The organism is Ensifer sp. NM-2 (assembly GCF_003024455.1).
In the GTDB taxonomy this organism is placed as follows: Bacteria; Pseudomonadota; Alphaproteobacteria; order Rhizobiales; family Rhizobiaceae; genus Ensifer; species Ensifer canadensis.
Genome location: NZ_PVZR01000001.1, coordinates 371,106 through 396,062, shown reverse-complemented (window position 1 = coordinate 396,062; position 24,957 = coordinate 371,106). Strand labels below are relative to the sequence as shown.

Below are 24,957 nucleotides of genomic sequence, written 5' to 3'. Positions count from 1 at the left end.
CATTTGGCAGCAATCCGCTATCAGCGTTGAACAAACGGAAGCAGCGGATGTTCACCCTCAAGCACACAGAAACCTCGACGCAGGAAATCAAGAAGAGCCGGTTTCTGGCAATCTGCGCGCCCGTGCCCGACGAGCAGGCGGCAAAGGCTTTCCTTGCTGAGCATTCCGATCCCACCGCCAACCACAATTGCTGGGCGTGGCGCATCGGCCAGGCCTATCGCTTCAACGACGACGGCGAGCCGAGCGGGACCGCGGGCAAGCCGATCCTCGCTGCGATCGATGGCCAGTCGCTCGACCGCGTCGTCGTGGTGGTCACCCGCTGGTTCGGCGGCATCCTGCTTGGCAGCGGCGGCCTGATCCGCGCCTATGGCGGCACCGCCGCGCTCTGCCTGCGGGCGGCCGAGAAGATCGAAATGATCGAGACGATACGCACCACCATCGCCTGCGACTTTGCCGATCTGGCGCTGATCAAGGCCCGCCTTCTTGCCCGTGACGTCACGATCTCAGGCGAAACCTTCACCGACAAGGGGCCGGTAATGACGGTCGACATGCGCAAGGACGAAGCAGACGGCATTCTTGCCATGGTCACCGATCTCAGCCGCGGCCGCGCGGTCATTTCGACCGACGATTGATCGCCTTCCCCTTGCCGATCGAACCATCATAAAAGCGACCCGCAAACCGAATAATATTCAATCCGAAAACGATTTCGACGCCAGGGAGATGATCTGCATGAAAACGAGAGTTCTGGGCAAGACAGGTGCGACGATTTCGGAGATCGGCTTCGGCGCCTGGCAGATCGGCGGCTCCTGGGGCGACGTCAGCGAAACGGACGGCAAGCGCGCGTTGAATGCCGCACTCGACAGCGGCGTCACCCTCGTCGACACGGCCGACGTCTATGGTGACGGACGGTCTGAAAAGATCATTGCCGCCGTCCTGAAGGAGCGCGGCGGCGAAAAGCCGTTCGTCGCCACCAAAGCCGGACGCAGGCTGAACCCGCATGTCACCGAAGGCTACACCGGCGCCAATATCGAAGCCTTCATCGATCGCAGTCTTAGCAATCTCGGTATCGAAACGCTGGATCTCGTCCAGCTCCACTGCCCGCCGACCGACGTCTATTACCGTCCGGAGTTTTTCGGTGCGCTCGACCAGCTCATCACCAAGGGCAAGATCCGCAATTACGGCGTCTCGGTCGAGAAGGTCGAGGAAGCGCTGAAGGCGATCGAGTATCCGGGTGTTGCCACCGTCCAGATCATCTACAACATCTTCCGCCAGCGGCCGCAGGATCTGTTCTTCGCGGAAGCCAGGAAGAAGAATGTCGGCGTGATCGTGCGCGTGCCGCTCGCCTCCGGGCTGCTGTCGGGCAAGATTACCCGCGACACGGCGTTTGCCGCCGACGACCATCGCAACTTCAACCGCTTCGGTGAAGCCTTCGATGTCGGCGAGACTTTTGCAGGCGTGCCCTTCGAGACGGCACTGGAAGCCGTCGAGCAGCTTCGCCCGCTGGTGCCCGCAGGCGTGCCGATGGCGCAGTTCGCCCTGCGCTGGATACTGGAGCAGGATGCCGTGTCCGTCGTCATCCCTGGCGCCCGCAATGAGACGCAGGCGCAATCCAATGCGGCTGCCAGCGCGCTGCCTGCCATCGACGAAAAAGCCAAGGCCGCCATCGCCGCGCTTTACGAGCGGCTGGTCAAGGTTCATGTTCATCATCGCTGGTAGGATGTATCGTAGCTGCCAATGGGGCCGCCGCCAATGGGCGCGACCGGCGGCAGCGGACACCACCCGACTGCATGTTTCCTTAAGTCCTATTCGATTTAAGGATAAAAACATGCAGCCATTCAAAGTGCTACAGCGACCTTTGCACGTCTAATAAGACGCGCGGCGCTGTAGCGGGCACACAGGCGCGCCAGGGCGGGAGAAGCGATCATGGCAGACCCTTTCGTGCTGCAGCGCTTTGTCGACGCTCAGGGCCGCGTCCATGCCGCAGCGCTCGACGAATTGCGGCGTGGCCGCAAAGAGACCCACTGGATGTGGTTCGTCTTTCCCCAGCTTGCGGGCCTCGGGCATTCGCCGATGGCCCAGCGCTTCGCCATCTCCGGGCTCGCGGAGGCCAGGGCCTATCTCGCCCATCCAATCCTCGGGCCCAGGCTTGTCGAATGCACCGAGACCGTCAACGGGCTGATCGGGTGTTCGGCACACGAAATCTTCGCAAGCCCTGATGACATGAAATTCCGCTCGTCGATGACGCTGTTTTCGAAGGCCGCAAACACAGGCAGCGTCTTCGGGCAGGCCCTCAGTTTCTATTTTGCCGGGGAAGAGGATCGACGAACGCTCGACCTGCTCGGCCCGCCTTCGCCATGACGGCGCACAAGCGCCAGGGGCATTCAGCCCGCGGATCGCGTTAGACGCCGTGCGCGGCGCTCGCGAGGAAGAACAGGATCACGAAAGCGCAGACGGAAAGCCCGGCTACGATCACCAGCAGCTCTTTCATCATATAACGATACATCGGGCACCTCCTTCCATCAGCCGTACGGCTCCCTTTTATATGGGAATCGGACCGGCCATTTTTCAGTCGCAGGCTTCAAAAGATCGTGAGGATGCCCCCTTTTTCCGGCCGCCGCAGACGCCTCCGGATCGCTCTCTTCCGCCCCCATCAGGCGCAACGCAAGCGCGCAGCCTGTAAGTTACATTATACTAATATATAGATTTATTACAACTGTTCTTACGGCTCCGCCGAGGCGCATCACGATCGGATGGAACGGAGAACCAGCGCGGTTTTTTTTGATCGCGGCGCTAGTGAAGCGCCGACGAAAACGCCTCGCAAACGTAGCCGGATGCTCAATCAACCGAAGCGCGCGCACGCTTGCGACCATAGGCTCGTCGTTGACTTCGCAGGCGATGAGAGGAAAATGTCTTCTTATGCGTCACAACGTAACACAAGGGGCGCCCAACGATGACTATCGCAAGGAAACTTCAGGACTATATCGACGGCGAGGGTGTCGCCTACGACACCGTCGCGCACCATCGTACGGCAACGACCAGCCAGTCGGCGCGCGCCGCGCATGTTCCGGGCAGCAGACTGGCCAAGTCCGTGGTCGTACACCACGAAATGGGGTACGTCCTCGCCGTTGTTCCGAGTACGCACCGGATCGAGCTCTCCACATTGCAGAGTGTTATGAACAGACGCCTTGGCCTCGCCTCGGAGGAGGAGGTCTGTTCGCTTTTCGCCGATTGCGACATTGGCGCGGTGCCGCCGATCGGATCGGCCTACGATGTACCGGTGATCCTCGACGAAAGCCTCGAAGACGCCAGCGACGTCTATTTCGAAGGCGGCGACCACAAGACACTGGTGCACGTCACCGGACCTAACTTTCGCAGCCTGATGAAGGATGCGCAGGTCGCCCGCTTCAGCCACCTGCCGTAGACGCCGCAATCCTGCATCGTACACCTCGCAGAGGACGACGTGGAGTTGGTGCCTGCGGGGGCAAGTCAAAGTGCTACAGCGTCCTTTGCGCGTCCAATAAGACGCGCGACGCTGTAGGGAATGCTGGAGAAGCGCCTTCAGTTAAGGCTTTGAAATTGTTGGCGCACCCGAAGAGATTCGAACTCCTGACCCCCAGATTCGTAGTCTGGTGCTCTATCCAGCTGAGCTACGGGTGCTTGCCTGAAGCGGTCGAACCGCTTGCGTGAGCGGTTCTCTAAAGGGTCCTTTCGGGGATTGCAAGCGCCGCTCGGCAAAAAATTTCATTTTTACGACGACGCGGTTTCAAGCTGTGGATTTTCACGGCGAAATCAGCGCGCAATCTCACCCGCGAACCCCTTCAATGCCGGGCTTTGGAGCGAAATGCATCGAGCGGCACCGGGCGGTCCGGTAATTCGATGCGAAAAAGCGTTCCGGGCGTAGGCTTTTCCACAAGGGCAATCGTTCCCCCATGGGCGAGCACCAATTCGCGTGCAATCGCCAGGCCAAGACCGGTGCCGCCCGAGCGCGCCGAGCCGCGGAAGGCTGCAAAAAGATTTTCGCGGGCCTTTGCCGGCATGCCTGGGCCGGTATCGTCGACGGAAATGGTGACGACACTGCCCATGCGCATCGCCGAAACGCTGACGACGCGTGGCCGCCCGTCCTCGGCCTCGTGATTCGTCAGCGCCTGGACGGCGTTGCGGCAGATATTGTGCACCACCCGGAACAGTTGCTCGCTGTCGGCGTCGACCTCAAGGTCGTCCTGCACCTGGATCTGGAATTCGATGCCGGATTGCGGATCGATCGAAAGCAGCTCGGCGACATCGGAGACCAGCGGCTTGAGGGCGACGAACCGGCGGTGCGGTTCGGCCTCGGTGGTACGGCCATAGGAAAGAACCTCGCGGGTATAGCCGACGGCCCGGTCGATCGCCCGCAGCAGCGTCGGTGCGAAGCGCTTGACGACGGGATCATCGACATCGGCGAGACGGTCGGAGATCAGCTGCGCCGACGACAGGATATTGCGCATGTCGTGGTTGATCTTCGACACCGCCAGGCCAAGCTCGGCAAGGCTCTTCTGCTGCTTCAGCGTCTTCTGCAGCTCGCGCTGCATGCTCGCCAGATGCTGGCCGGCGACCGCGAGTTCGTCGCGCCCCTCCGGCGGAACGAGCACGCGCGCCGGATTGGACGGATCGTTGGAGAATTCCTGCATGCTCGCCGTCATTCGCCGGATCGGCACGATCAGCATCCGGTTGATCGCAAGGAAGATCAACGTCGCGGTAATCAGCGAGATGATGATCGACAGGAAGAACACGTTGCGGGAATAGACGAGCATCGCCTTGTGCAGGCTGGCATCAGCCATGACCAGCTCGATCACCGCGTCGCTTTCACCGAGCGGCCCGTAGACGCGCACCACCCGGTTGCCACCGAACAGCAGCGTATCGAAGGCATCGCGGATCGCCGCCAAGGCGGTGAAATTGGCGGTGTCGTATTCGCCGTCGATCTCTGATGGCATGTCGGCGGCAGCGATCATCCGCGAGGCATCCTTGCGGCGAATGACGATCGCCTTGGTGCCCGTTGCCATCAGCGTGTCGTCCTGCACGTTTCGGGGCAGCTCGACATTCTGCAGGCCGTCGACGACGACGGCGGCGGCAGCGACGGTGTTCAGCCGATCCTGCAGCCAGCGGATGCGCATGTTTGCGACCGACGGCACGAAGATCAGCACCTCGGCCAGCATGACGAAAACGATCGTCAGCAACAGCAGCTTGCCCGAGAGCCCGCGGAGGAAGCCCGCTGCGGTTCGCGGCGCTTCACTCACCGTCGTCGGCTGCGCCTCTTCGCTCATCGTCCCGAAAAATCCCTGTCCGTCAGCCGAAATACCGCAAGGCCCTGATGGCGGACCGCACGACCGCCTTCCTCGCCAAGGGCGCATAATAGGAGATGACCGCCTGTTTTCCAATCTCGGAAAGGGTCGGATAGGGTGCGACATAGCCGCGGACCTGTTTCAGCGTCATGCCGTTGGCGACCGCAAGCGACCACATGTTGATCAGCTCCCCTGCACCTGGGGCGGCAATGCCGACACCGAGGATGCGTCCGCGGCGGCCGGCGACGATCTTGATCACGCCAGCCTCGACCCCGTCCGTGCGGGCACGGTCGCCTGCGGCAAGATCGGTCCTGATGACGTCGACGGCGCCGAATTTTTCCCGCGCCTCCGTCTCGCTCAATCCAACCTCGGCGATTTCCGGATCGGAGTAGGTGACCTTCGGCACAATCGTCCGATCTTCCCGCGCCGGCAATCGAAACAGCATCTGCTGCAGCACCAGCCGTGCATGATAGCTCGCCACATGGGTGAACTGCAGCCCGCCTGCGACATCGCCGATCGCATAGACGCGGCGATTGCTGGTGCGAAGGTTGGGCCCGACCTCTATGCCTTTCGCATTGTGGTCGATGCCGGCGGCGGCAAGGCCGAGCGATGCGTGGTTCGGCCGACGACCGGCGGCAATCAGGAGATCGCTGCCTTCGACCTGGAAAACGCCGCCTCCATTCTCGCATCGCAGAACGACCCGCCCGCCATCCTGCTCGGCGCCAAGGATCGTCGTTGCCTCGTGCAGGACCACGCCCCCGTGCCGAAGTGCGGCAATCGCGATCGATGAAAGCTCGGGATCGGCATCCGAAAGCGCGCGCCGGCTCTCGATGACGGTGACGCCGGCGCCAAGCCGGCGATAGGCCTGCGCCATCTCGATGCCAACAGGACCCGCACCGACAATGATCAAATGGGCCGGAAGCCGGGTCAGATCGAACAGCGTCTCGTTGGTCAGGAACGACACTTTGTCGAGGCCCGGAATATCAGGGATCGCCGGCGACGAGCCGGTGGCGACGACGAAACGGCGGGCGCGGACGAGATGGTCTCCGGCGGCAACGGTATTTTCATCGACGAACCGGGCCGAGGATTGCAGCACCTCGACGCCGAGGCCGGTAAAGCGCTCGACGCTATCGTGCGGAGCGATACCGGCAATGACCTCGTGGATGCGGGCATGAAGGCGTTGATAGTCGACGACGGGTTGGCCAGCGGCCAGACCGAAGCGACCCGCCATACGGATCGCCTGCGCGTGCCTGGCGACGGCAATCAGCGTCTTCGACGGCACGCATCCGTGGTTGAGGCAATCCCCACCCATGGTGCCGCGTTCGATCAGGACCACGGGAACACCGAAGGCGGCGGCACCCGCCGCCACGGAAAGCCCGGCGGCACCGCCACCGATCACGCAGATATCCGGATTGATGACTTTCGCCACGCCTGCCCCGTACCCGTCAAACAGCCTTGCGGCGCGACCATACCCGCTTGAAAGCGAGTGGCAATGCCGCAAACAACGCTAATACCACAAGCGCCAAGGTCAATTTCGGCGTTGCGAAATCCGACACCGACAGCTCGCGGCCAACGGCAGCCGAACTGGCGATCACCTCGTCGAGCCCACCGCCGAGCCAGGCATAGGCGAAGGTGGCGGGAACGATACCGATCAGAGTTGCCATCGCAAACGTTCTCAATCTCACCTCGAAGAAGGCGGGCGCGATGTTGACGACGAAGAACGGGAAGATCGGCGTGAGCCGCAGGACGAGAAGATAGAGAAACGCATTGCGGCAGAAACCATCGGCAAAACGCGCGAGGAATGGCCCGGCACGCCGCCGCAGGAGATCGCCGAACATGCTGCGGGCCGCCAGAAACAACAGGCACGAGCCGAGCGTCGCGGCTGCAACGACGAGAAGGCCGCCACCGGCGCAGCCGAAGAGAAAGCCGGCAAAGATCGTCAGAACCGAAGCAGCCGGGATCGAGAAGACCACCACTGCTACGTAGACCAGGAAAAACAGACCGGCGGCCTGAAGCGGATAGGCTTCGACATAGAGGCGCAACGCCTCACGGTGATGGACGAGTGCGCTCAGAGACAGATAACGCTGAAGTCCGAAGGCATAGGAGGCAAACCCGCCGGCGACAAGAAGGGCCAACAGCACCAGACGCCACGCGACCTTGCCGCGGTCTTCGGGCGAGCCCTCGTCCGGTGCCTCCGACGGCGTTGGACGGGCATCCCCGGCTCTGTTGATGGCGCTTCGGTTCATGTGATTTCGTTTCTTGGAAAAGTCTTTCCTTGCAGTATCGGCAATCCATACCGGAGACCAATAACGAATGGTCGCGTTGCAAAACGACAGCGTGAACGGGCCGACAAGACAACTCACGTTGCCGTTACACGAGAGCGTGGCGGCAACGACGGGGCGATGATTGCAGATTATCCACGGAAAACGCCCGCGGAGACGTCAGTCGTCCGCGGGCGTCGATTGGTGCGATCCGTCAAACTGGTCGGATCAGAACTCTTCCCAGTTGTCCCTGGCGACGGCCGCCGAAGATCCGCCGCTGAAGGCGCGGGCGACGTTGCCCATCATCCGGCGGGCGGGCGAATCCACCGGACGGCTGGTTTCCCGCGCCGGTGCGATCGTGCGTGCCGCCGAAGTGCCGTCGAGCTTGAAGTAGGCGATCAGGCTCGCAAGGTTGTTGGCTTCCGCCGACAGCTTGTGGGTCGCGGCATTCGCCTCTTCCACCATGGCGGCGTTCTGCTGGGTGACCTGGTCCATCTGGTTGACGGCGGTGCTGACTTCGCCGAGGCCGGTCGACTGTTCGCGTGCGGCCGTTGCGATCGAGTGGATATGATCGTTGATCTTGAGCACGCGCTCCTCGATCTCGCCAAGCGCCGCGCCGGTTTCCTGCACGAGCCGGACGCCGGTTGCGACTTCCGAGCCCGACTTCGAGATCAGGGCCTTGATGTCCTTGGCAGCACTGGCCGCACGCTGAGCAAGCTCGCGAACTTCCTGAGCGACAACGGCAAAGCCTTTACCGGCATCACCAGCACGGGCAGCCTCGACGCCGGCATTCAGCGCCAGCAGGTTGGTCTGGAAGGCGATCTCGTCGATGACATTGGTGATCTGGCCGATCTCGCTCGATGCCTGCTCGATCCGGCCCATGGCCTCGACCGCGTTGCGCACGACTGCGGCCGATTCGGCAGCGCTTTCCTTGGCTTCGTTGACCATTACGGTCGCTTCCTGCGCCCGCTCGGTCGAACTCCTGACGGCGACGGTGATCTCGTCGAGTGCCGCAGACGTCTCTTCGAGTGCTGCGGCCTGCTGCTCGGTGCGCTTCGACAGATCGTCGGCGGCGGAGCGAAGCTCGGACGAATTGCCGTTGATCGAGTCCGTGGTGACACGCACTTCGCGCAGCGTCTTCTGCAGCGTCGACAGCGTCTCGTTGACGTTCTTCTGCAATTCGGCGAAGGCGCCATGGAACTGGCCGTTCATGCTCTGGGTCAGGTCGCCGGCGGCAAGGCTGGCGACGACGCGGCGCGTTTCGGCAATGCCGGCATCGACGCTGCCGACGAGTTCGTTGACGCTCGACGCAAAACGATTGAGATCGTCGTTCTCGTAGTCCTTGCCGATGCGCTTGGTGAAATCGCCGGCGGCCGCAGCCGAGACGACGACGCCGATGCTCATCTGCAGATCGGCGCTCTTTTCGCGCAGCGCCGCTTCCTGGGCGTTGAGATCGCGAACGGCAAGGCCATTCTGCTTGAAGATCTGCACGGCCGCAGCCATCTCGCCGATTTCGTCCTTGCGGTCGGCAAAGGGTACGTTGGCGGAAAGATCGCCGCCGGCGAGCAGCTTCATCTTGCCGGTGAGATCGAGGATCGGACGGCTCAGATGATTGGTGCCGATATAGAAGGCGGTGCCGATACCGACGGCGAGCCCGAGCCCGGCGATGCCGAGAATGATGACGATGACCGAACGTTCGAACGAAGCGATGTCAGCCTTGACGGTCTCGAGCGTTGCCAGGTTGGCTTCGACGACGGCGTCGATCTCGCCCTGGAAGGCCTTGCGGTTGGCGCGGTTGGCGTCGGTGTTGCCCTGCTCGTTGGCCGCCTGCGGCGATACCTCCTGGCCAAGACGCGCGGTTTCGACGCGGAACGTCTTGAACTCCTCAGCGCGCTTGACCAGCGCATCGAACGAGCCGAGCTTGTCGGCCGGCACCAGGGGTCGCCACTCGGCAAACAGCGCATCGATTTTTTCGAGGTTCTTCAGAATGCCTTCGGCGAAGGGCTTTGCCTTTTCGATGGTGGGCGCTGCGTAGATTCCGCGCGCTTCCATGACGACGCCGGTCACCAGTCGATTGAGATGCTCGCCGTTGAAGGCACGCTCAGAAGCGTTCTGGTACTGATGGAACCGGCTGTTGTATTGAGAAACCACCAGCAGCGACATGCCGGTCACCGCGATCGCCAGGAGGCTCATTACCCCGACGATCAGATTGATCTTACCACGTATTTTCATCCCTGCCTCCACGACACCGCAAGACTTGCCCGGTTATCGGAAGGGTCGCGGCCTCATTGCACCGCAGTCACGCTAAAACATTCATGGTTAATAAAGATCGCGGTGGCCGGCCGGCATTCTGGGGAGTGCCGGTTAGCTCCCTGTTTACCAGTCTGAGATAGTGCGTCGCGGCTTGTGCCTGCGAAATCGAGGTCGCCCGGATATCGGGATGCGATCACTTTTGCCCATCGAAGGCCTCGCGTGATTGACTTTCCGGGAAATTTGCCTTTATAAGCCGCCCACGTCCGGCCAAGCCTGCCTGCCCGACAGGCGGAGCTATGTCCGGAACGTAAACGCTCCTTGCTACATGCAAACCCAAGAAGGGCCGCACACCGCGGTATTAAAATAAATGAAGCGTACTTACCAACCGTCCAAGCTTGTTCGCAAGCGCCGTCACGGCTTCCGTGCACGCATGTCCACCTCGGGTGGCCAGAAGGTCCTCGCAGCCCGCCGGGCTCGTGGCCGCAAGCGTCTTTCGGCTTAAGCCGAAGTTGCCCGAAACCAGTGTCCGGGCACATGACGTCAGATAAAGACAAAACGACTGTCGGGCGGCTGAAAAGCCGTCCGCAGTTTTTGGCCGTTCGGGCAGGAGAAAGCCGTAGAGGCCCGCTGTTTCTCCTCGAAGTGCTCGACCGCAACGATCCGGAGGGAGAGGCCCGCGTCGGCTTCACCGTTACCAAGAAACACGGCAATGCCGTCGAGCGAAACCGGATGCGCCGACGCCTGAAAGAGGCGGTGCGGCTTTCCGCCGGGTTTGCAATGAAACCCGGACACGACTATGTGATTGTCGCCCGACGCGATCTCCTGAATGCCCCCTTCGACGCCTTGACCCGGGGGCTTGGCGAGCGCATCGAAAACAAGCCGAAACAGAAGCGGCCGCCGGCCGGTTCCAGGAAACAATGATGGAAAAAAACCGCAACTATTTCGTGGCGATTGGCCTGTCCGTGCTGATCCTCGTCGCCTGGCAGTTCCTTTACGTCAATCCGAAGATGGAAAAGGAACGCATCGCTGCGGAAGCGCTGCAGGCCCAGCAGGCTCAGCAGACCCAATCGCAGCCGGGCACCACGGCTCAACAGCCGGCGACCGGTCAGGCCCTGCCTGGCGGCACAGTTCCCGGGACGGGCGAAAACCGCGACAAGGCGCTTGCCAAGTCGGCGCGCGTTGCCATCGACACGCCTGCGGTTTCCGGCTCCATCAACCTGACCGGCGCGCGCTTCGACGATCTCAAGCTCAAGGCCTATCACGAGACCGTCAGCAAGCAGAGCCCGATCATCACCCTGTTCAGCCCGGCTGAGACCACCGACGGTTACTTCACCGAAATCGGTTATGTCGGCGATGCGGCAAGCGGCAGCGTGCCCGGCCCGCAGACCGTGTGGACGCTTTCGGGCGGCGACAAGCTGACGCCCGCAACGCCGGTGACGCTGAGCTTCACCAACGAGAAGGGCATCACCTTCAACCGGACGATCTCGATCGACGAACGCTACATGTTCCAGGTGGTCGACAGCATCAAGAACGGTGCCGCAGAACCGGTGTCGCTCTCCTCCTACGGTCGTGTGACGCGCTTCAACAAGCCGACGACACCGAGCGTCTATGTTCTGCATGAAGGCTTCATCGGGGTCATCGGCGATCATGGCCTGCAGGAAGTCGGCTATTCGAAGATCGAGGACGACAAGGCGATCGAACCCGGCAAGGCGACGGGCGGCTGGCTCGGCATCACCGACAAGTATTGGGCCGCAACGATCGTTCCGCCGCAGGCGACGCCTTACGAGACCCGCTTCTCGCACTTCACAGATGGCCGCGCCCGCTATCAGAGCGACTACAAGAGCGACGCAATCACCATTGCCGCCGGTCAGTCCTCGGAACTCAAGAACCTCGTATTTGCCGGCGCCAAGGAAGTGCCCGTCGTCGACAACTATGAGGCCGCCTATTCTATCCCTAACTTCGACAAGCTGATCGATTGGGGATGGTTCTACTTCATCACCAAGCCGATGTTCAAAATGATGGATTTCTTCTTCCGTCTGTTCGGCAACTTCGGCATCGCCATCCTGACGACGACAATCGTCGTCAAGCTGCTGTTCTTCCCGCTTGCCAACAAGCAGTACTCTTCGATGGCGAACATGAAGAAGGTTCAGCCGAAGATGGAAGAGCTGAAGAAGAAGTTCGGCGACGACCGCATGGGCCTGCAGCAGGCAATGATGCAGCTCTACAAGGACGAGAAGATCAATCCGCTCGCGGGCTGCTGGCCGATCCTCATCCAGATCCCGGTGTTCTTCGCGCTCTACAAGGTGATCTACATCACCATCGAGATGCGCCACGCACCGTTCTTCGGCTGGATCCACGACCTGTCCGCGCCGGATCCGACGACGATCTTCAACCTCTTCGGCCTCTTGCCGTTCGACGCGCCGTCCTTCCTGCACCTCGGCGTCTGGCCGATCATCATGGGCATCACCATGTTCGTGCAGATGCGCATGAACCCGACGCCGCCCGATCCGACCCAGGCGATGCTGTTCACCTGGATGCCCGTTGTCTTCACCTTCATGCTGGCCTCGTTCCCGGCCGGTCTGGTGATCTATTGGGCCTGGAACAACACGCTTTCGGTGCTGCAGCAGTCGATCATCATGAAGCGCCAGGGCGTGAAGATCGAGCTGTTCGACAATCTGAAGAACCTGTTCTCGAAGAAACCCAAGCCGGCGGAGTGACGCCGGCAGACAGAGCCTTCACAAGGCCCCGGACCTCGGTCCGGGGCTTTTTCGTTCGGCCGCTCTAAGCTCACCGTCGAGGGGCTGCGCCAGCAAATCCCGCCGGTTCGATAGCTGCGCCGAGCCGAAAGCTTGACATCGCCGGCCAAAACCGTGAAGCCAAAGCCAATCTTGACGAAGGAATGAACATCGATGGCCGACACAAAGACAAAAGACGACAAGCCGCTGTTCGGCCGGCCGTGGATTTTCATTCGCGGCGTCCCGGCGATGAAGTTCCTGCCGCCGGAAGGACCGACCGAAATTGCCTTTGCCGGCAGATCGAATGTCGGCAAGTCGTCGCTGATCAATGCGCTGGTCGGCCAGAAGGGCTTGGCGCGCACATCCAACACGCCCGGACGCACCCAGGAACTCAACTACTTCGTGCCCGACGGCTATTCCGGTGAAGCGGGCGATCTGCCGCCGATGGCGCTGGTCGACATGCCCGGCTACGGCTATGCCCAGGCGCCGAAGGAACAGGTGGATGCCTGGACCAAACTGGTGTTCGACTATCTGCGCGGCCGCGCGACGCTGAAGCGCGTCTACGTGCTGATCGACTCCCGCCACGGCATCAAGAAGAACGACGAGGACGTGCTGTCGCTGCTCGACAAGGCGGCCGTCTCTTACCAGATCATCCTGACCAAGACGGACAAGATCAAGGCCGCCGGCGTGCCGCGGCTGATCGCCGAGACGCTCGAGAAGATCAAGAAGCACCCCGCCGCATTTCCCGAAATCCTCTCCACCTCCTCGGAAAAGGGAGAGGGCATCGATGAGCTTCGCGCGACGATCGAGCTTGCGCTTTCGCGCTGAGAGCGACGATCGCCCGAAAGTCTTTGATCTCCGTCACTACTCTGACATGCAAACCGCTCTATCTCTGCCGTGCGGTCGCGCGTTTCCTTGCGCGATAGCGTCAAGGATAGGAGAGACACATGTCCGATTTGATCGTTGTGGGATTCGACACGCCTGAAGAGGCCGACAAGGTTCTCGTCAAGCTCGCCGGCCTCAAGAAGGAATATTTGATCGATCTCGAGGACGCCGTCGTCGTCGTGCGCGACGCAGAAGGCAAGGTCCACCTCAAGCAGAGCCTCAACCTGACCGCGATCGGGGCGACCTCCGGTCTCTTGTCCGGCTCCATCTGGGGCGGGCTCGTCGGGTTGCTGTTCCTCAATCCACTCGCTGGCTTTGCCATCGGCGGCGCGCTCGGCGCCGGCGCCGGTGCGCTCTCCGGCTCGCTGACCGACTACGGCATCGACGACGAATTCATCAAGTCGCTCGGCAACACCATCCCGAACAACTCGTCGGCGCTGTTCGTCCTGGTGCGCAAGGTGCAGCCGGAAAAGGTCCTGGCCGAATTCTCAGGCCTGCGCGGCCGCGTGCTGAAAACATCGCTGTCGCCCGAGCAGGAGCAGAAGCTCCAGGCGGCGCTCTCCGACGCCCAGACGCCTTCGCCGCAAGCCGGAACGTTCTGAGCCGCATCAGCGCGATCTTCCTGCGGGCGCATCGTCGACCGCAGGAACGGGCGCTAGTGCGTTCGGCTTAAACGGAGTCGCAGAACTACCATCTTTTTGTTTTCGCGCATTTCCTGCCGGAAAACCGATTCGCACTTCTCCTGGAAGTGCTCCTAGGCGCTCGCCGCAACGAATGTCAGCGCGAAACCATTGATGCAATGGCGTTTGCCGGTTGGCGGCGGGCCATCGTCGAAGACGTGGCCGAGATGTCCGCCGCAGCGATGGCAGTGGCATTCCGTTCGCGTCATGAACAGTGCGTTGTCCTCGCGCGTTGCCACGCCGCCCGGCAGGGACTGCCAGAAACTCGGCCAACCGGTGCCGCTGTCATATTTGGCTTCGGAGGAATAGACAGGGAGCGCGCAACCGGCGCATTGAAACGTGCCCTTGCGCTTTTCATTGTTGAGCGCGCTGGTAAACGGACGCTCGGTGTCCTCCTGGCGCAGTATCCGATACTGTTCGTCGGTCAGGATCGCCCGCCATTCGGCATCGGTCTTCGTGACCTCGAACGTTTCGGCCGAGGCTGGGCGCGCCGCCAGCGGAAACCCCTTTGCCGCCGCGATCGCGATCACGCTTAGTGTCCCGCCAAAAATCAGAAAATTCCGCCGGTTCACGATCGAACCCTCCTTGTCATGCCCCTTGACGCTGCCGAGGTCGAAGATAGCGGCCGGCCTGTCACGCGGCAAAACAAGACCGATCAAAGCGCCGTGAAGAAGCCGGGTTGAAAGGCCACCGATCGCAAGCGATCGGTGGCAGAAGCGCCGGCGCGCCACGGATGAGACCCCGGCGGCGGATCGCCTGCGAATGTCTGCCGCGGCGATCCGGAGGAAGCGAGAGCTCAGCCCTTCGGCAGCAGCACCTTGTCGATAACGTGGATCACGCCGTTTGACTGCTTGACGTCGGCGATGGTGACCGTGGCCGTGCCGCCGGTCTCGTCCGTGAGTGTGATCTTGCCGCCGTCATCCTTGGCCTGGAGAACGCAGCCGCCAACCGTCTTGACGTCGTGTTCGCCACCATCGCCTTTGACCATCTTGGCGATCGCCGAGGACATCGCGTCGGCGGAGACGACATGGCAGGTCAGAACCTTGGTCAGCTTGTCCTTGTTTTCCGGCTTCAGGAGCGTGTCGACCGTGCCGGTCGGCAAGGCCTCGAAAGCCTCGTTCGTCGGCGCGAAGACGGTGAACGGCCCCTTGCCCTGGAGGGTCTCGACCAGCCCGGCCGCCTTGACCGCCGCCACCAGCGTGGTGTGATCCTTCGAGTTGACGGCGTTTTCGACGATATTCTTGTCCGCATACATCGCCGCGCCACCGACCATCGGGTTCTCGGCATGGGCGATTGCCGCACTTGCGGTCAGTATGGTGATGGCAGCGAACGAACGGATTCCATAGGTGAACATCTTGGTCTTCCTTCCTGTTGAACCTGTCAGGGAGGCGACACCCAGCCGCCTCGTTGAAATTGCCGTTCCCTCCCCGGGAACATGACAAGCAACGGAAGCCTTGGAAAAAGAGTTTCAGGAATTTTCGGATTGCCGGTCGGTTGGGCGAAAAACGACGTGAGAAGCGACCGACGCTGCAGGACCGGGAAGGCCCGCGTGCGCTGAGTTAGAGATCGCGGGCCTTGCCGAGCGCGATGATCGGGCCGGTGGCCGATCCGGTCGGCGAACCGCCAAGCGGCTCGATACTGACGGCCAGAACCGAACCGCGCGAGAATTTCCCGCGCATGGCCGGGGCGATGATGATCTCGCCTTCGCCGGTCTGGGGCAGCACGCCGAGGGAAACGGCCGGGTTGTCGCCGTTGATGAGCCACAGCTCCAGCGATTTTTGCTCGGCCTGCTGTGCGGCAACCGGCGTCACCCGGAGATGGCCGGTCTCGCGATCGAAACGGGCGACGAGATCGACCGAAATGCCCTTGCCGGTCATTTCGGCGACAAGCGGCCGGCCGCCGGACGGCGGTGCAAACAGCCCTGCCATGGACGCGCCCATGACGGCGACGGCAGCAAGCGAGGCGAGTGCGAGACCACGCCAGAGCGCAAGCGATTGCCATATGCCTGCCCGCACCGGGGCCGCGGCAGGCGGGGCCGTTTCGAAGAGCCGGCGCTCGATCGCCGCGAAAATCCGCGCCGGCGGCACGACGGGATCATAGGCTTCGTCGAAGGAGGAGAGATTGTTTTGCCAGCGCGTCACCATGGCGGCGAAATTGCGGTCGGATGCAAGGCGGGCCTCGACTTTGCGGCGGTCGTCGGCGGATAGCACACCCAGCACATATTCCCCGGCGATCACCTCGTCGCGGCGGAAATCTCCTTTGTCTGGGGTGGACGCTGTCATCGCTCCATGCACTCTCTCAACTTCAACAGGCTGCGCCTCAACCAAGTCCTCATCGTGTTCAGCGGCACAGCGTACATTTCAGCCAGTTCCTGGTAGCTCAGACCTTCGACATAGGCACGCCGCACGGCGTCCGCCCGATCGGTTTCGAGCTCCTCCATGCACGCATCGATCCGCCTGCCCTCTGCTCTGACCACTGCCGATTTTTCCGGATCGGCAGCAGGATCAGCCAAATCGTAGGCTTCGTCAATCGCGTTGGCTACGGGTTTTCGCGCCCGGATCAGATCGATGGCACGGTTGCGCGCAATCGCCGCCAACCAGGACATCGGCGTTGACTGGCCGGGCGAAAAACGGTCGGCGTGCTGCCAGATTCTGACGTAGATTTCCTGGAGCGTTTCTTCCGCTTCACTTCGGTCTCTCAGGATACGCAGGCAAATGGCGAAAAGTTTCGGGCTGGTCAGCCGGTAAAGTTCGGCAAAGGCCGCACGATCCCTGAGCGCAACACGGCCGAGCAGTCCGGAAATTTCCTCGTCGATCATTGCCAACCCGACCCGATGCATTCTTGAGATAGGACATAGAGCACAAATCGCTATCCGCCAGCGCGCATCGTCATTGCTGTTTTATGTTGCTCGCCGATCATTCCATCGACGGGAAACTTGCGTTAAACAGCAGCCGGTATTTTTCGAGGGTCCGCCATGTCCGCTAATGAAAGTGAAATCCAGGCACGCCTGCTCACCCAGGCCCTGCCCTACATGCAGCGCTACGAGAACAAGACGATCGTCGTCAAATATGGCGGCCACGCCATGGGCAACGCCGAATTGGGCCGAGCCTTTGCAAGCGACATCGCTCTGTTGAAGCAGTCAGGCGTCAACCCGATCGTCGTGCACGGCGGTGGCCCGCAAATCGGCGCGATGCTGACGAAGATGGGCATCGAATCGAAGTTCGAAGGCGGCCTGCGCGTCACCGACGAAAAGACCGTCGAGATCGTCGAGATGGTTCTGGCCGGCTCGATCAACAAGGAAATCGTCGCCCTCATCAACCAGACCGGCGAATGGGCGATCGGCCTTTGCGGCAAGGACGGCAACATGGTCTTTGCCGAAAAGGCACGCAAGACCATCAAGGATCCGGATTCCAACATCGAACGCGTGCTCGATCTCGGTTTCGTCGGTGAGGTCGTCGAGGTCGACCGTACCCTGATTGACCTGCTCGCCCGCTCGGAGATGATCCCGGTGATCGCGCCGGTGGCACCTGGCCGCGACGGGCACACCTACAACATCAACGCCGACACCTTTGCCGGTGCAATTGCCGGTGCGCTGAACGCCACGCGGCTCCTGTTCCTCACCGACGTTCCCGGCGTGCTCGACAAGGAAGGCAAGCTGATCAAGGAACTGTCCGTAGCGCAGGCACGGGCGCTGATCGCCGACGGCACGATTTCCGGCGGCATGATCCCGAAGGTCGAAACCTGCATTGATGCGATCAAGGCCGGCGTCCAGGGCGTCGTCATCCTCAACGGCAAGACGGCGCATTCCGTGCTGCTCGAAATCTTCACCGAGCGCGGTGCCGGCACGCTGATCGTTCCCTGATCGACAGCAAACCGAAAACACGAAAAAGCGGGATGCGGTTTTCAGGCCGCATCCCGCTTTTGTTTTGGGCTGATTGATCAGGCCTGATAAACGGCCTGGGCCTCCTGCTTCAGCTTTTCCATCATCGCCCGGTAGGGGAAAGGTCCGTAACTGACACGTGCGACGCCGGCGCCGGCGAGCGTCTGCAGGTCCGGCGCACCCGGCCGCATCATCACGTTGACCGGCAGGCTCGAAGCGGCGCAGACCTTGGCAATCAGCGCGGCATCGACCAGCCACGGCACGAAGAAGCCGCTGGCGCCGGCTTCGGCAAAGGCCTTTCCGCGCGCAATCGCCTCATCGACAAGACCGGCATGGCGGCCAGCATCGCTTTCCTGCAGGAACAGGTCGGTGCGGGCATTGATGAAGAACGGCACACTGCGGCGGTCCGCCATTTCGCGGATCGCGCGGATGCGGGCGGCCTGCTTTTCGACCGCATGCACGCCGGATTTGCCGACAACCTGATCTTCGAAGTTGATGCCGATGGCGCCGACGTCGATCAGACGCGAGACATTGGCAGCCCCCGTTGCCGGGTCGTCGGAATAGGCGCCCTCGAAATCGACCGTGACCGGCAGTTCGGTCGAGGCGACGATCAGCCGGGCGATATCGGTAAGCAGCGCCAGCGGAACCTTCTCGCCATCGCCAAACCCATGCGCGGCGGCAATCGACCAGCTGCCGGTCGCAAGCGCCTTGGCTCCAGCCTCGGCCACGGCCTTGGCGCTGCCCGCATCCCAGATATTGTAGAGCACCACCGGATCGCCCTTGCGATGCAGAGCGGCGAATTCGGTGGCCTTTTCAGTCTGGTTCATTGCATTTCCTCCGCAAACAATCCCACAGGTTTCATTTTGCCTTCGTGCCGCAGCAGCCATTGCTTGCGCCACAACCCGCCGCCATATCCCGTCAGCGAACCATCGGAGCCGATGCAGCGGTGGCAGGGAATGACGATGGCGATCTGGTTGGACCCGTTGGCCTTCGCCACGGCACGCACGGCCTGGATCGTATCGACCTCGCGCGCGATGTCACCATAGGAACGTGTCTCTCCGAGCGGAATTTTCACGAGCCTTGCCCAGACCTCACGCTCGAAGGCAGTGCCGCCAGGCGCCAGGGGCGTGCGAAACTCTGCGATATCGCCCGAGAAATAGGCTTTCAGCTCCGCCTCCATCTGGTCGATCGGCGCCGTGCGGCCTGGGACGATCGCCGAGCGGGTCTTGCGCTTCAGGTTTTCGAGCTCGGTCGGCAACGCCTTGCGATCGTGAAACTCGAGAATGTGCAGATGGGTCTTGTCGGCGACCGCCACCATCGGGCCAAGCGGCGTGTCGATGCGGTCGGCAAACAGCAGCACACGGCCCTGCGACATAGCCGGCGCTTCGCCGAGCAATTTGGCAAAGGCGGCGCGAAAGCCGCTCGGCGATTCGTATCCGGCGTCGATCTGCGCATCAATGACCCGGCCGCCCTCGGCGAGTTGGCGGGCGGCAAGGCCCAGTCGCCGATGTCGGGCAAGATCGAGAAAGGTGATGCCGAGATTGCGCTTGAAGGCGCGGCGAACGGTCGACGGATCATGGCCGCGGCGAACCAGGTCGTCCTCGGTCCAGCGCCGTTCGGGTGCTGCCTCCAGTGCCTGCAGCAGGTCATCGACCAGCGGATCCTTGGCACCGACGGTTGCAAGCGGCTTGCAGCGCTGGCACGGGCGAAAGCCGGCTTCGAGGCAGGTGCCGATCGAGCCGACGAAGATGGTGTTCTCGCGCTTCGGCTTGCGAGCGGGACAGGAGAGGCGGCAGAAAATGCCCGTCGTCTTGACGCAGACATAGGCAGCGCCCTCGTATTCGGTGCTGCGCGCAATCAGGGCATCGTAAAGCGTTTCGTCGGAAGGAAGATCGAACAACATGCGGCCCTTCTACCATGTGTGCGAAGGGACGGGCGCCGGTTTTCGGGCGTCTATTTTTCCGGCGATGGTTTGGCGACAGTTCAGATAAGCACGAGCGTCACCACGCCGAGCACGATCAGGAGGCAGCCGAGGAGTTCGAGACGATTGATCCACTCGCGGAAGATGAAGAAGGACGAGGCGAATGTGAAGAGCATCTCGACCTGCGCCACTACTTTCACGATCGCCGCCTGCTGCAGCGTCATTGCCATGAACCAGCCGAAGGAAGCGGAGGCGCCGACGAAGCCGACGACGAAGGCAGGCTTCCACGCAGCGGCAATGCGCTTCAGCTCGGCCGGCTCGCGCAGCACGATCCAGATCAGCATCACCACCGTCTGCAGCAGGATGACGAAGCCGAGCGTGAAGCTCGCCTGCATCATGTAATCCGGTGCCGGCAGGCTGGGCGCGAGCACCAGCGAGGCCGAACGATAGGCCACGGCCGAAAGCCCGAAGAACGTGCCCGAGAGAAGGCCTATCCCGGCCGTGCGGCTGAAAACCGAAGTGACCAGCGAGCGCGGGCTCAGCGTCGTACGCGCAACCGAAATCAGCATGACGCCGACGACGGAGATGGCGATCGCCACCAGCGTGCCCTCGCTCGCCCGCTCGCCCAGGAAGATGAGGCCGAAGAGCGCTGCCTGGGCCGGCTCGGTGCGCGAATAGGCGGTGCCAACCGCAAAGTTGCGGAAGGAGAAGAGGTGCACCAGCAGGAAGGTCGCCGCGATCTGCGCCAGCCCGCCGATGACCGCCCACAGGAAGAATGTGCCGTTCGGCACCGGCAGCGGATGGCCCGCCACGCGCCAGAGCACGATGAGATAGAGCAACGCAAAAGGCAGGCCGAAACCGAAACGCACGAAGGTCGCGCCGGTCGTGCCCATGACGCCCTTCAGGTGTTTCTGCATGGCGGAGCGGACATTCTGAAGGAAGGCCGCAGCGACGGTGATGATTACCCAGGTTTCCATGGCTGCGAGCTAGCACGCGGGTCCTGATATTGCCAAGAACTCCGTACAGTCTCGCCGATATATACCAACCTGCGCTGATATCAGTCCGGCTTTTCCTGAACTTCCGCCAGGTCGACCGCCCGACTGAACGTGAGCGGCTGACCTTCGTCTTCGAAGGCCTTCACGCGCTGATCGTAGTTCGGCGAGATCGTGCCGAGCACGCGATCCCAGAACGAAAAGTAGTTGCCGTAGTTGTACTTGAAGCCGGAATGATGCTGGTCGTGGAACGTCGTGCACAAGAGAGGGGACGGATATCGCGCCGTCGATGAGGCGAAATACTCGAACCCGCAGTGCCCGAACATGCCGTTGAAATGTTCGAACAACCGGTGCCCGATCAGGATCGCCGGCGGAAACGGGACGGCGAAAACGACGACGGCTGAAAAACTCTGCAAGAGGAAGTTGTCGAAGAAATCCTCAGAATAGGTGCTCCAGATCGTTGGTGCGACGCTTCTGTGATGAAGGGCGTGCAGTGGAAACAGCCACTTGGTGTGCAGCAGCCGGTGCATGAAATAGAACCAGGTATCGTAGAGGAACATGCACAGGACAAAGAGCGGCACCGCCGCCCACCAATTGAAGGTCCAGGGCCCGGGCGCCCAGCCCTTTTGCTGGACATAGAGGCCGATCGTCAGCGGCAGGCAGGCGCTGAACATCGACACCAGGCTCTGGCGGACTTCCGCCCTGCGGCGCTTGTCGGAACCGCGTCCCTTCTGAATCTTTCGCTCGGGATTGCGGTCGTTGACCCAGGTCAGGCCATAACCCAGGGCGAAATAGGTAACGACTGTCGTCGCGTAGAATCCGAACAGAAACAGCAGGTAAAACAGTTCGTCCGACATCGGCATCCGGAACCCCTACGTCAAAGCCGCGCCGGCCGAACGATGCCATGTTGTTTTGGCAATTCAAAGTGGAAACGTCTGCGCCGGTAGGGTAGCCCGTGCGGCGGGGTGAATTTTCTCGTTTGGTGGCCGCCCATACCCGTGTCATAAGGCGGTCATGAAAAAGCTCGATCGCCTGCCGACCCACGACGAATTCGCCCATGTCACCGACTGGGTCTTCGATCTGGACAACACGCTCTACCCGCACCACGTCAATCTGTTCTCGCAGATCGACCGTAACATGACGGCTTACGTTTCGGCGCTGCTGTCGCTCGAGCCGGCGGACGCGAAGAAGCTGCAGAAAGACTACTACCGCGATCACGGCACGACGCTCAAAGGCCTGATGATCCATCACGGCATCGACCCGAGCGACTTCCTCGAAAAGGCGCATGCGATCGACTACAGCATCGTGCCGCCGGATCCGACGCTGGGCGAAGCGATCAAGGCGCTACCGGGGCGCAAGTTCATCTTCACCAACGGCAGCGTTGCACATGCGGAAATGACCGCTCGCGCACTCGGCATCCTCGATCACTTCAACGACATCTTCGATATCGTCGCTGCCGATTTCGTGCCGAAGCCGGCCGGCGAAACCTATGACAAGTTCATGAGCCTGCACCGGGTCGATACCCGCAATGCGGTCATGTTCGAGGACCTGCCGCGCAACCTTCTGGTTCCGAAAACGCTCGGGATGAAGACGGTTCTACTGGTGCCGCGCAACTTCGAATACGAGTTCGCCGAATCCTGGGAGCAGTCCGGAGACGAGGACGAGCAGATCGATTACGTCACCGAGGATCTCGCCAGCTTCCTCAGGCGCGTGGTCGCCGACCTCTGACCCCGACACATTTTGGCCCGGGAAAAACCCCTTTCCCGCCAAAGACTTAAATTACCAAAGTTTAACTGGTGCTCGCCGTCCCGCTGCCTATCATTCGTTCGGGCATAACCCGATCGAAAGGAAGCATGATGCGGAACAGAACCCTGATCCTTGGCGTAACCGCCCTTGCCGTCGCCGTTACCGGATTGGCTGCGCCATCATTTGCCGCCAGAGACAAGATGACGCCCGAACAGCGGGCCGAACGGATGATCAAGCGACTGGACACCAACAGCGATTCCAAGGTGTCACTCGACGAGTTACAGGCGCACATGACCGCGAACTTCAAGGCATTCGACACCAATGGCGACGGCCAGATCAGTGCCGACGAGATGCAGGCGAAGCGCCAGGCGTTCCGCGACGCCCGCAAGGCCTGGCAGGAAGCCAAGAGCAAGGACGGCAAGGAGCGCGACGCAGCCCTTGCCCAACTGAAGGACGCGCGGCCGGCCATGGTGCCCGGCATGCGGCCAAAGGCCTTCAAGCGCGTCGACGCCGACGGCAACGGCTCTTTGAGCGCTGCCGAGGTCGCAAGTGCTTCAGAAAAAATGTTCAAGCGTCGTGACAAGAACGGCGACGGTGTCATCGACGCCGCCGACTTCACCAAGAAAATTTGATCCATCGGTGCCCTTTCCCGCCGCCCGGTGAAAGGAGTATCCGACGACACCGCCGCGCGCCTGGATTGGCACGCGGCGGTGTCGAAAGCTCCGTGTCAAACAGGGCGGCGGAAATGCACAATCCTTGTTTTGACGCATTGCCGTTACCGAAGCACTAGGCGCGGCTGCTGGCTCAACGACTGGCTCGCCGGCATTGATTGCTGGCGCTGGTTCCGGTTTTGGATGCAGGGCTTAGGGCGGCATCAAACCGAATGACGAAGAAGGCTCTCGATCAGGAACCCGATCGCTCCGGCAAGCGTCATCGCGGCACCCAGGGCGAGGGAGATTGTTTTTCTGACTGATGATCGATTGTCGTTCTGCATGGGCACAAAATACACGAGAACCGGAGGAAATGAAGATGGCCTCCCCTGAGCGAAACCGCTTCGCAAGTTTACCGGAGAGGCGCTATCGCCTGCCGTTCGCCATCGGCACCGACCGCGGATCGACGGTCTCGTAGAAGCGGGAGATGATATCCCAGGCCTCATCGGCGGTTTCGACGAACTGCACCAGATCGATATCGTTCGGCGCGATCGTGCCGAACTCGGCAAGCGCCTCGAAATTGATGATCGAGCGCCAGAACTTTTCCCCGAAGAGAATGAGCGGGACCAGCGCCAGGCGACCGGTCTGCATCAGCGTCATCGTTTCGAACAGCTCGTCCAACGTGCCGAAGCCGCCTGGAAACACCGTGACGGCCTTGGCGCGCAGCAGGAAATGCATCTTGCGGATGGCGAAATAGTGGAAGTTGAACGACAGCTCCGGCGTCACGAAGCGGTTCGGCGCCTGCTCGTGCGGTAACACGATGTTGAGGCCGATCGACGGCGCGCCGACATCGTCAGCGCCACGGTTGCCCGCCTCCATCACACCCGGCCCGCCGCCGGTGACGACGACATATTCCTTGTAGTGCAGCTTGGCGGAATGTTCCGAGACGATCTGCGCGAACTTGCGCGCTTCGTCGTAATAGACCGAGGCTGCTTCCAGGTTCTTGCGCTGGATATCGTTCCTGGCGGCCCAGGCGTCGCCGCCCGGCTCGGGAATGCGCGCGCCACCGAACATCACCACGGTCGAGTTGATGCCGTACTCCTCCAGCATCATTTCGGTCTTCAAGAGTTCGAGCTGCAGCCGCACCGGGCGCAGTTCCTCGCGGCAGAGAAAATCGTCGTCGATATAGGCAAGGCGATAGGAAGGAGAGGCCGACTGCGGCGTCACCGGCACCGTCTGCGCCCGTTGCCGGCTCTGCGAGCTATCGGCCAGCGGATCCCAAACCCCATCCTTACGGCGCAGATTGCGCTTCTTCATGCGTGCCATGCTATCGTCTTTCCCGTCGCGTTCCGGACAATCGGCATCTCGGGCGGACGCGTCCTATCCTGTTTCATCGGTCATGAATGCCCCTGATGCCGCAGTCGACCGCGCTTGCCAAGCCCTGCCGGCAGCGTCGAGCCGAAAAGCGGTCCAACTTTTCCGGAACGGGCCTCGGGCGCCGCGCATTCCAGCCGATACAGAACACCCACGGGCGCACATCGCGTCGCTGCCTAATTTTGTCCTTAAATCGATTCCGATTTTCGGAATTATGCAGTAGAGCTTTCGCAGGATAACCGCCGAACTTTAAGGAATTCCG

Annotated in this window: 25 protein-coding genes and 1 tRNA gene; 12 read left to right on the top strand and 14 right to left on the bottom strand. The window is 61.6% G+C overall.

The window, feature by feature from the left end; translation table 11 throughout:
• Positions 1-47 precede the first annotated feature (47 nt).
• The 4 genes from C6558_RS02020 (at position 48) to C6558_RS02005 (ending at position 3,421) form a co-directional block, all read left to right on the top strand.
• Positions 48-632, top strand: coding sequence for a YigZ family protein (locus C6558_RS02020; RefSeq protein WP_025425759.1), 585 nt, complete (start codon positions 48-50; stop codon positions 630-632).
• A 97-nt stretch (positions 633-729) separates the two neighbouring features.
• Positions 730-1,716, top strand: a complete 987-nt coding sequence (locus C6558_RS02015; protein WP_025425758.1) for an aldo/keto reductase — start codon at positions 730-732, stop codon at positions 1,714-1,716.
• Positions 1,717-1,920: 204 nt separating this feature from the next.
• Positions 1,921-2,358: a DUF1810 domain-containing protein gene (locus C6558_RS02010; protein ID WP_198956827.1), complete on the top strand. Its 438-nt coding sequence runs from the start codon at positions 1,921-1,923 to the stop codon at positions 2,356-2,358.
• A gap of 592 nt (positions 2,359-2,950) precedes the next feature.
• Complete coding sequence (locus C6558_RS02005) at positions 2,951-3,421, top strand: aminoacyl-tRNA deacylase (RefSeq protein ID WP_025425755.1); 471 nt, start codon at positions 2,951-2,953, stop codon at positions 3,419-3,421.
• A gap of 159 nt (positions 3,422-3,580) precedes the next feature.
• Here C6558_RS02005 and C6558_RS02000 read toward each other — a convergent pair.
• From C6558_RS02000 to C6558_RS01980, 5 genes are all read right to left on the bottom strand, one after another.
• Positions 3,581-3,657: transfer RNA gene (locus tag C6558_RS02000), tRNA-Arg, on the bottom strand.
• A gap of 161 nt (positions 3,658-3,818) precedes the next feature.
• Positions 3,819-5,300 carry a HAMP domain-containing sensor histidine kinase gene (locus C6558_RS01995; protein WP_025425754.1) on the bottom strand — a complete coding sequence of 494 codons (1,482 nt, stop codon included), beginning with the start codon at positions 5,298-5,300 and terminating at the stop codon, positions 3,819-3,821.
• Positions 5,301-5,322: 22 nt separating this feature from the next.
• A complete protein-coding gene (locus tag C6558_RS01990; RefSeq protein ID WP_025425753.1) occupies positions 5,323-6,747 on the bottom strand; it encodes an NAD(P)/FAD-dependent oxidoreductase in 1,425 nt (474 codons plus the stop codon).
• Between the two features lie 16 nt (positions 6,748-6,763).
• Positions 6,764-7,564, bottom strand: coding sequence for a TVP38/TMEM64 family protein (locus C6558_RS01985; RefSeq protein WP_025425752.1), 801 nt, complete (start codon positions 7,562-7,564; stop codon positions 6,764-6,766).
• Positions 7,565-7,807: 243 nt separating this feature from the next.
• Positions 7,808-9,811 (bottom strand): methyl-accepting chemotaxis protein, encoded by a 2,004-nt coding sequence (locus C6558_RS01980; protein WP_025425751.1) that lies wholly within the window; start codon positions 9,809-9,811, stop codon positions 7,808-7,810.
• 388 nt (positions 9,812-10,199) lie between these two features.
• On the opposite strand from C6558_RS01980, the gene rpmH reads away from it, so the two are divergent.
• The 5 genes from rpmH to C6558_RS01955 all read left to right on the top strand — a co-directional run bounded on the left by rpmH (position 10,200) and on the right by C6558_RS01955 (position 14,054).
• Positions 10,200-10,334, top strand: coding sequence for a 50S ribosomal protein L34 (rpmH, locus tag C6558_RS01975; protein WP_081788836.1), 135 nt, complete (start codon positions 10,200-10,202; stop codon positions 10,332-10,334).
• Positions 10,335-10,354: 20 nt separating this feature from the next.
• Positions 10,355-10,753 carry a ribonuclease P protein component gene (rnpA, locus tag C6558_RS01970; RefSeq protein ID WP_025425750.1) on the top strand — a complete coding sequence of 133 codons (399 nt, stop codon included), beginning with the start codon at positions 10,355-10,357 and terminating at the stop codon, positions 10,751-10,753.
• Entirely contained in the window at positions 10,753-12,549 is a 1,797-nt protein-coding gene (yidC, locus tag C6558_RS01965; RefSeq protein WP_025425749.1) for a membrane protein insertase YidC, read from the top strand. Before rnpA ends, yidC begins: the two co-directional genes overlap by 1 nt.
• A 192-nt stretch (positions 12,550-12,741) precedes the next feature.
• Positions 12,742-13,395 carry a ribosome biogenesis GTP-binding protein YihA/YsxC gene (yihA, locus tag C6558_RS01960; RefSeq protein ID WP_025425748.1) on the top strand — a complete coding sequence of 218 codons (654 nt, stop codon included), beginning with the start codon at positions 12,742-12,744 and terminating at the stop codon, positions 13,393-13,395.
• Between the two features lie 119 nt (positions 13,396-13,514).
• Positions 13,515-14,054, top strand: coding sequence for a DUF1269 domain-containing protein (locus C6558_RS01955; protein WP_025425747.1), 540 nt, complete (start codon positions 13,515-13,517; stop codon positions 14,052-14,054).
• A 152-nt stretch (positions 14,055-14,206) separates the two neighbouring features.
• Here C6558_RS01955 and msrB read toward each other — a convergent pair whose 3' ends face one another.
• The 4 genes from msrB to C6558_RS01935 all read right to left on the bottom strand — a co-directional run bounded on the left by msrB (position 14,207) and on the right by C6558_RS01935 (position 16,950).
• Positions 14,207-14,662 (bottom strand): peptide-methionine (R)-S-oxide reductase MsrB, encoded by a 456-nt coding sequence (gene msrB, locus C6558_RS01950; RefSeq protein ID WP_371412231.1) that lies wholly within the window; start codon positions 14,660-14,662, stop codon positions 14,207-14,209.
• 266 nt (positions 14,663-14,928) lie between these two features.
• Complete coding sequence (locus tag C6558_RS01945) at positions 14,929-15,486, bottom strand: fasciclin domain-containing protein (RefSeq protein WP_025425745.1); 558 nt, start codon at positions 15,484-15,486, stop codon at positions 14,929-14,931.
• Between the two features lie 205 nt (positions 15,487-15,691).
• Positions 15,692-16,414: an anti-sigma factor domain-containing protein gene (locus C6558_RS01940; protein ID WP_025425744.1), complete on the bottom strand. Its 723-nt coding sequence runs from the start codon at positions 16,412-16,414 to the stop codon at positions 15,692-15,694.
• On the bottom strand, positions 16,411-16,950 hold the full coding sequence (locus tag C6558_RS01935; RefSeq protein ID WP_025425743.1) for a sigma-70 family RNA polymerase sigma factor: 540 nt from the start codon (positions 16,948-16,950) through the stop codon (positions 16,411-16,413). The genes C6558_RS01940 and C6558_RS01935 overlap by 4 nt, the downstream gene beginning before the upstream one ends.
• A gap of 156 nt (positions 16,951-17,106) precedes the next feature.
• Between C6558_RS01935 and argB the strand changes: the two genes are divergently transcribed.
• Positions 17,107-17,994: an acetylglutamate kinase gene (argB, locus tag C6558_RS01930; protein ID WP_025425742.1), complete on the top strand. Its 888-nt coding sequence runs from the start codon at positions 17,107-17,109 to the stop codon at positions 17,992-17,994.
• A gap of 77 nt (positions 17,995-18,071) precedes the next feature.
• Here argB and C6558_RS01925 read toward each other — a convergent pair whose 3' ends face one another.
• The 4 genes from C6558_RS01925 to C6558_RS01910 form a co-directional block, all read right to left on the bottom strand.
• On the bottom strand, positions 18,072-18,839 hold the full coding sequence (locus tag C6558_RS01925; RefSeq protein ID WP_025425741.1) for an isocitrate lyase/phosphoenolpyruvate mutase family protein: 768 nt from the start codon (positions 18,837-18,839) through the stop codon (positions 18,072-18,074).
• Complete coding sequence (locus C6558_RS01920) at positions 18,836-19,915, bottom strand: bifunctional transcriptional activator/DNA repair enzyme AdaA (RefSeq protein WP_025425740.1); 1,080 nt, start codon at positions 19,913-19,915, stop codon at positions 18,836-18,838. Before C6558_RS01920 ends, C6558_RS01925 begins: the two co-directional genes overlap by 4 nt.
• Positions 19,916-19,995: 80 nt before the next feature.
• Complete coding sequence (locus tag C6558_RS01915; RefSeq protein ID WP_025425739.1) at positions 19,996-20,910, bottom strand: DMT family transporter; 915 nt, start codon at positions 20,908-20,910, stop codon at positions 19,996-19,998.
• An 80-nt stretch (positions 20,911-20,990) separates the two neighbouring features.
• The gene (locus C6558_RS01910; protein ID WP_225906198.1) at positions 20,991-21,788 is read right to left on the bottom strand and encodes a sterol desaturase family protein; all 798 of its coding nucleotides are present in this window, start codon (positions 21,786-21,788) and stop codon (positions 20,991-20,993) included.
• Positions 21,789-21,939: 151 nt separating this feature from the next.
• On the opposite strand from C6558_RS01910, the gene C6558_RS01905 reads away from it, so the two are divergent.
• Together C6558_RS01905 and C6558_RS01900 are read left to right on the top strand one after the other, a co-directional pair.
• On the top strand, positions 21,940-22,653 hold the full coding sequence (locus C6558_RS01905; RefSeq protein ID WP_025425737.1) for a pyrimidine 5'-nucleotidase: 714 nt from the start codon (positions 21,940-21,942) through the stop codon (positions 22,651-22,653).
• A gap of 128 nt (positions 22,654-22,781) precedes the next feature.
• Positions 22,782-23,303 carry an EF-hand domain-containing protein gene (locus C6558_RS01900; protein ID WP_158071680.1) on the top strand — a complete coding sequence of 174 codons (522 nt, stop codon included), beginning with the start codon at positions 22,782-22,784 and terminating at the stop codon, positions 23,301-23,303.
• Between the two features lie 444 nt (positions 23,304-23,747).
• Here C6558_RS01900 and C6558_RS01895 read toward each other — a convergent pair whose 3' ends face one another.
• Positions 23,748-24,647 (bottom strand): LOG family protein, encoded by a 900-nt coding sequence (locus C6558_RS01895; protein ID WP_025425735.1) that lies wholly within the window; start codon positions 24,645-24,647, stop codon positions 23,748-23,750.
• Positions 24,648-24,957 lie beyond the last annotated feature (310 nt).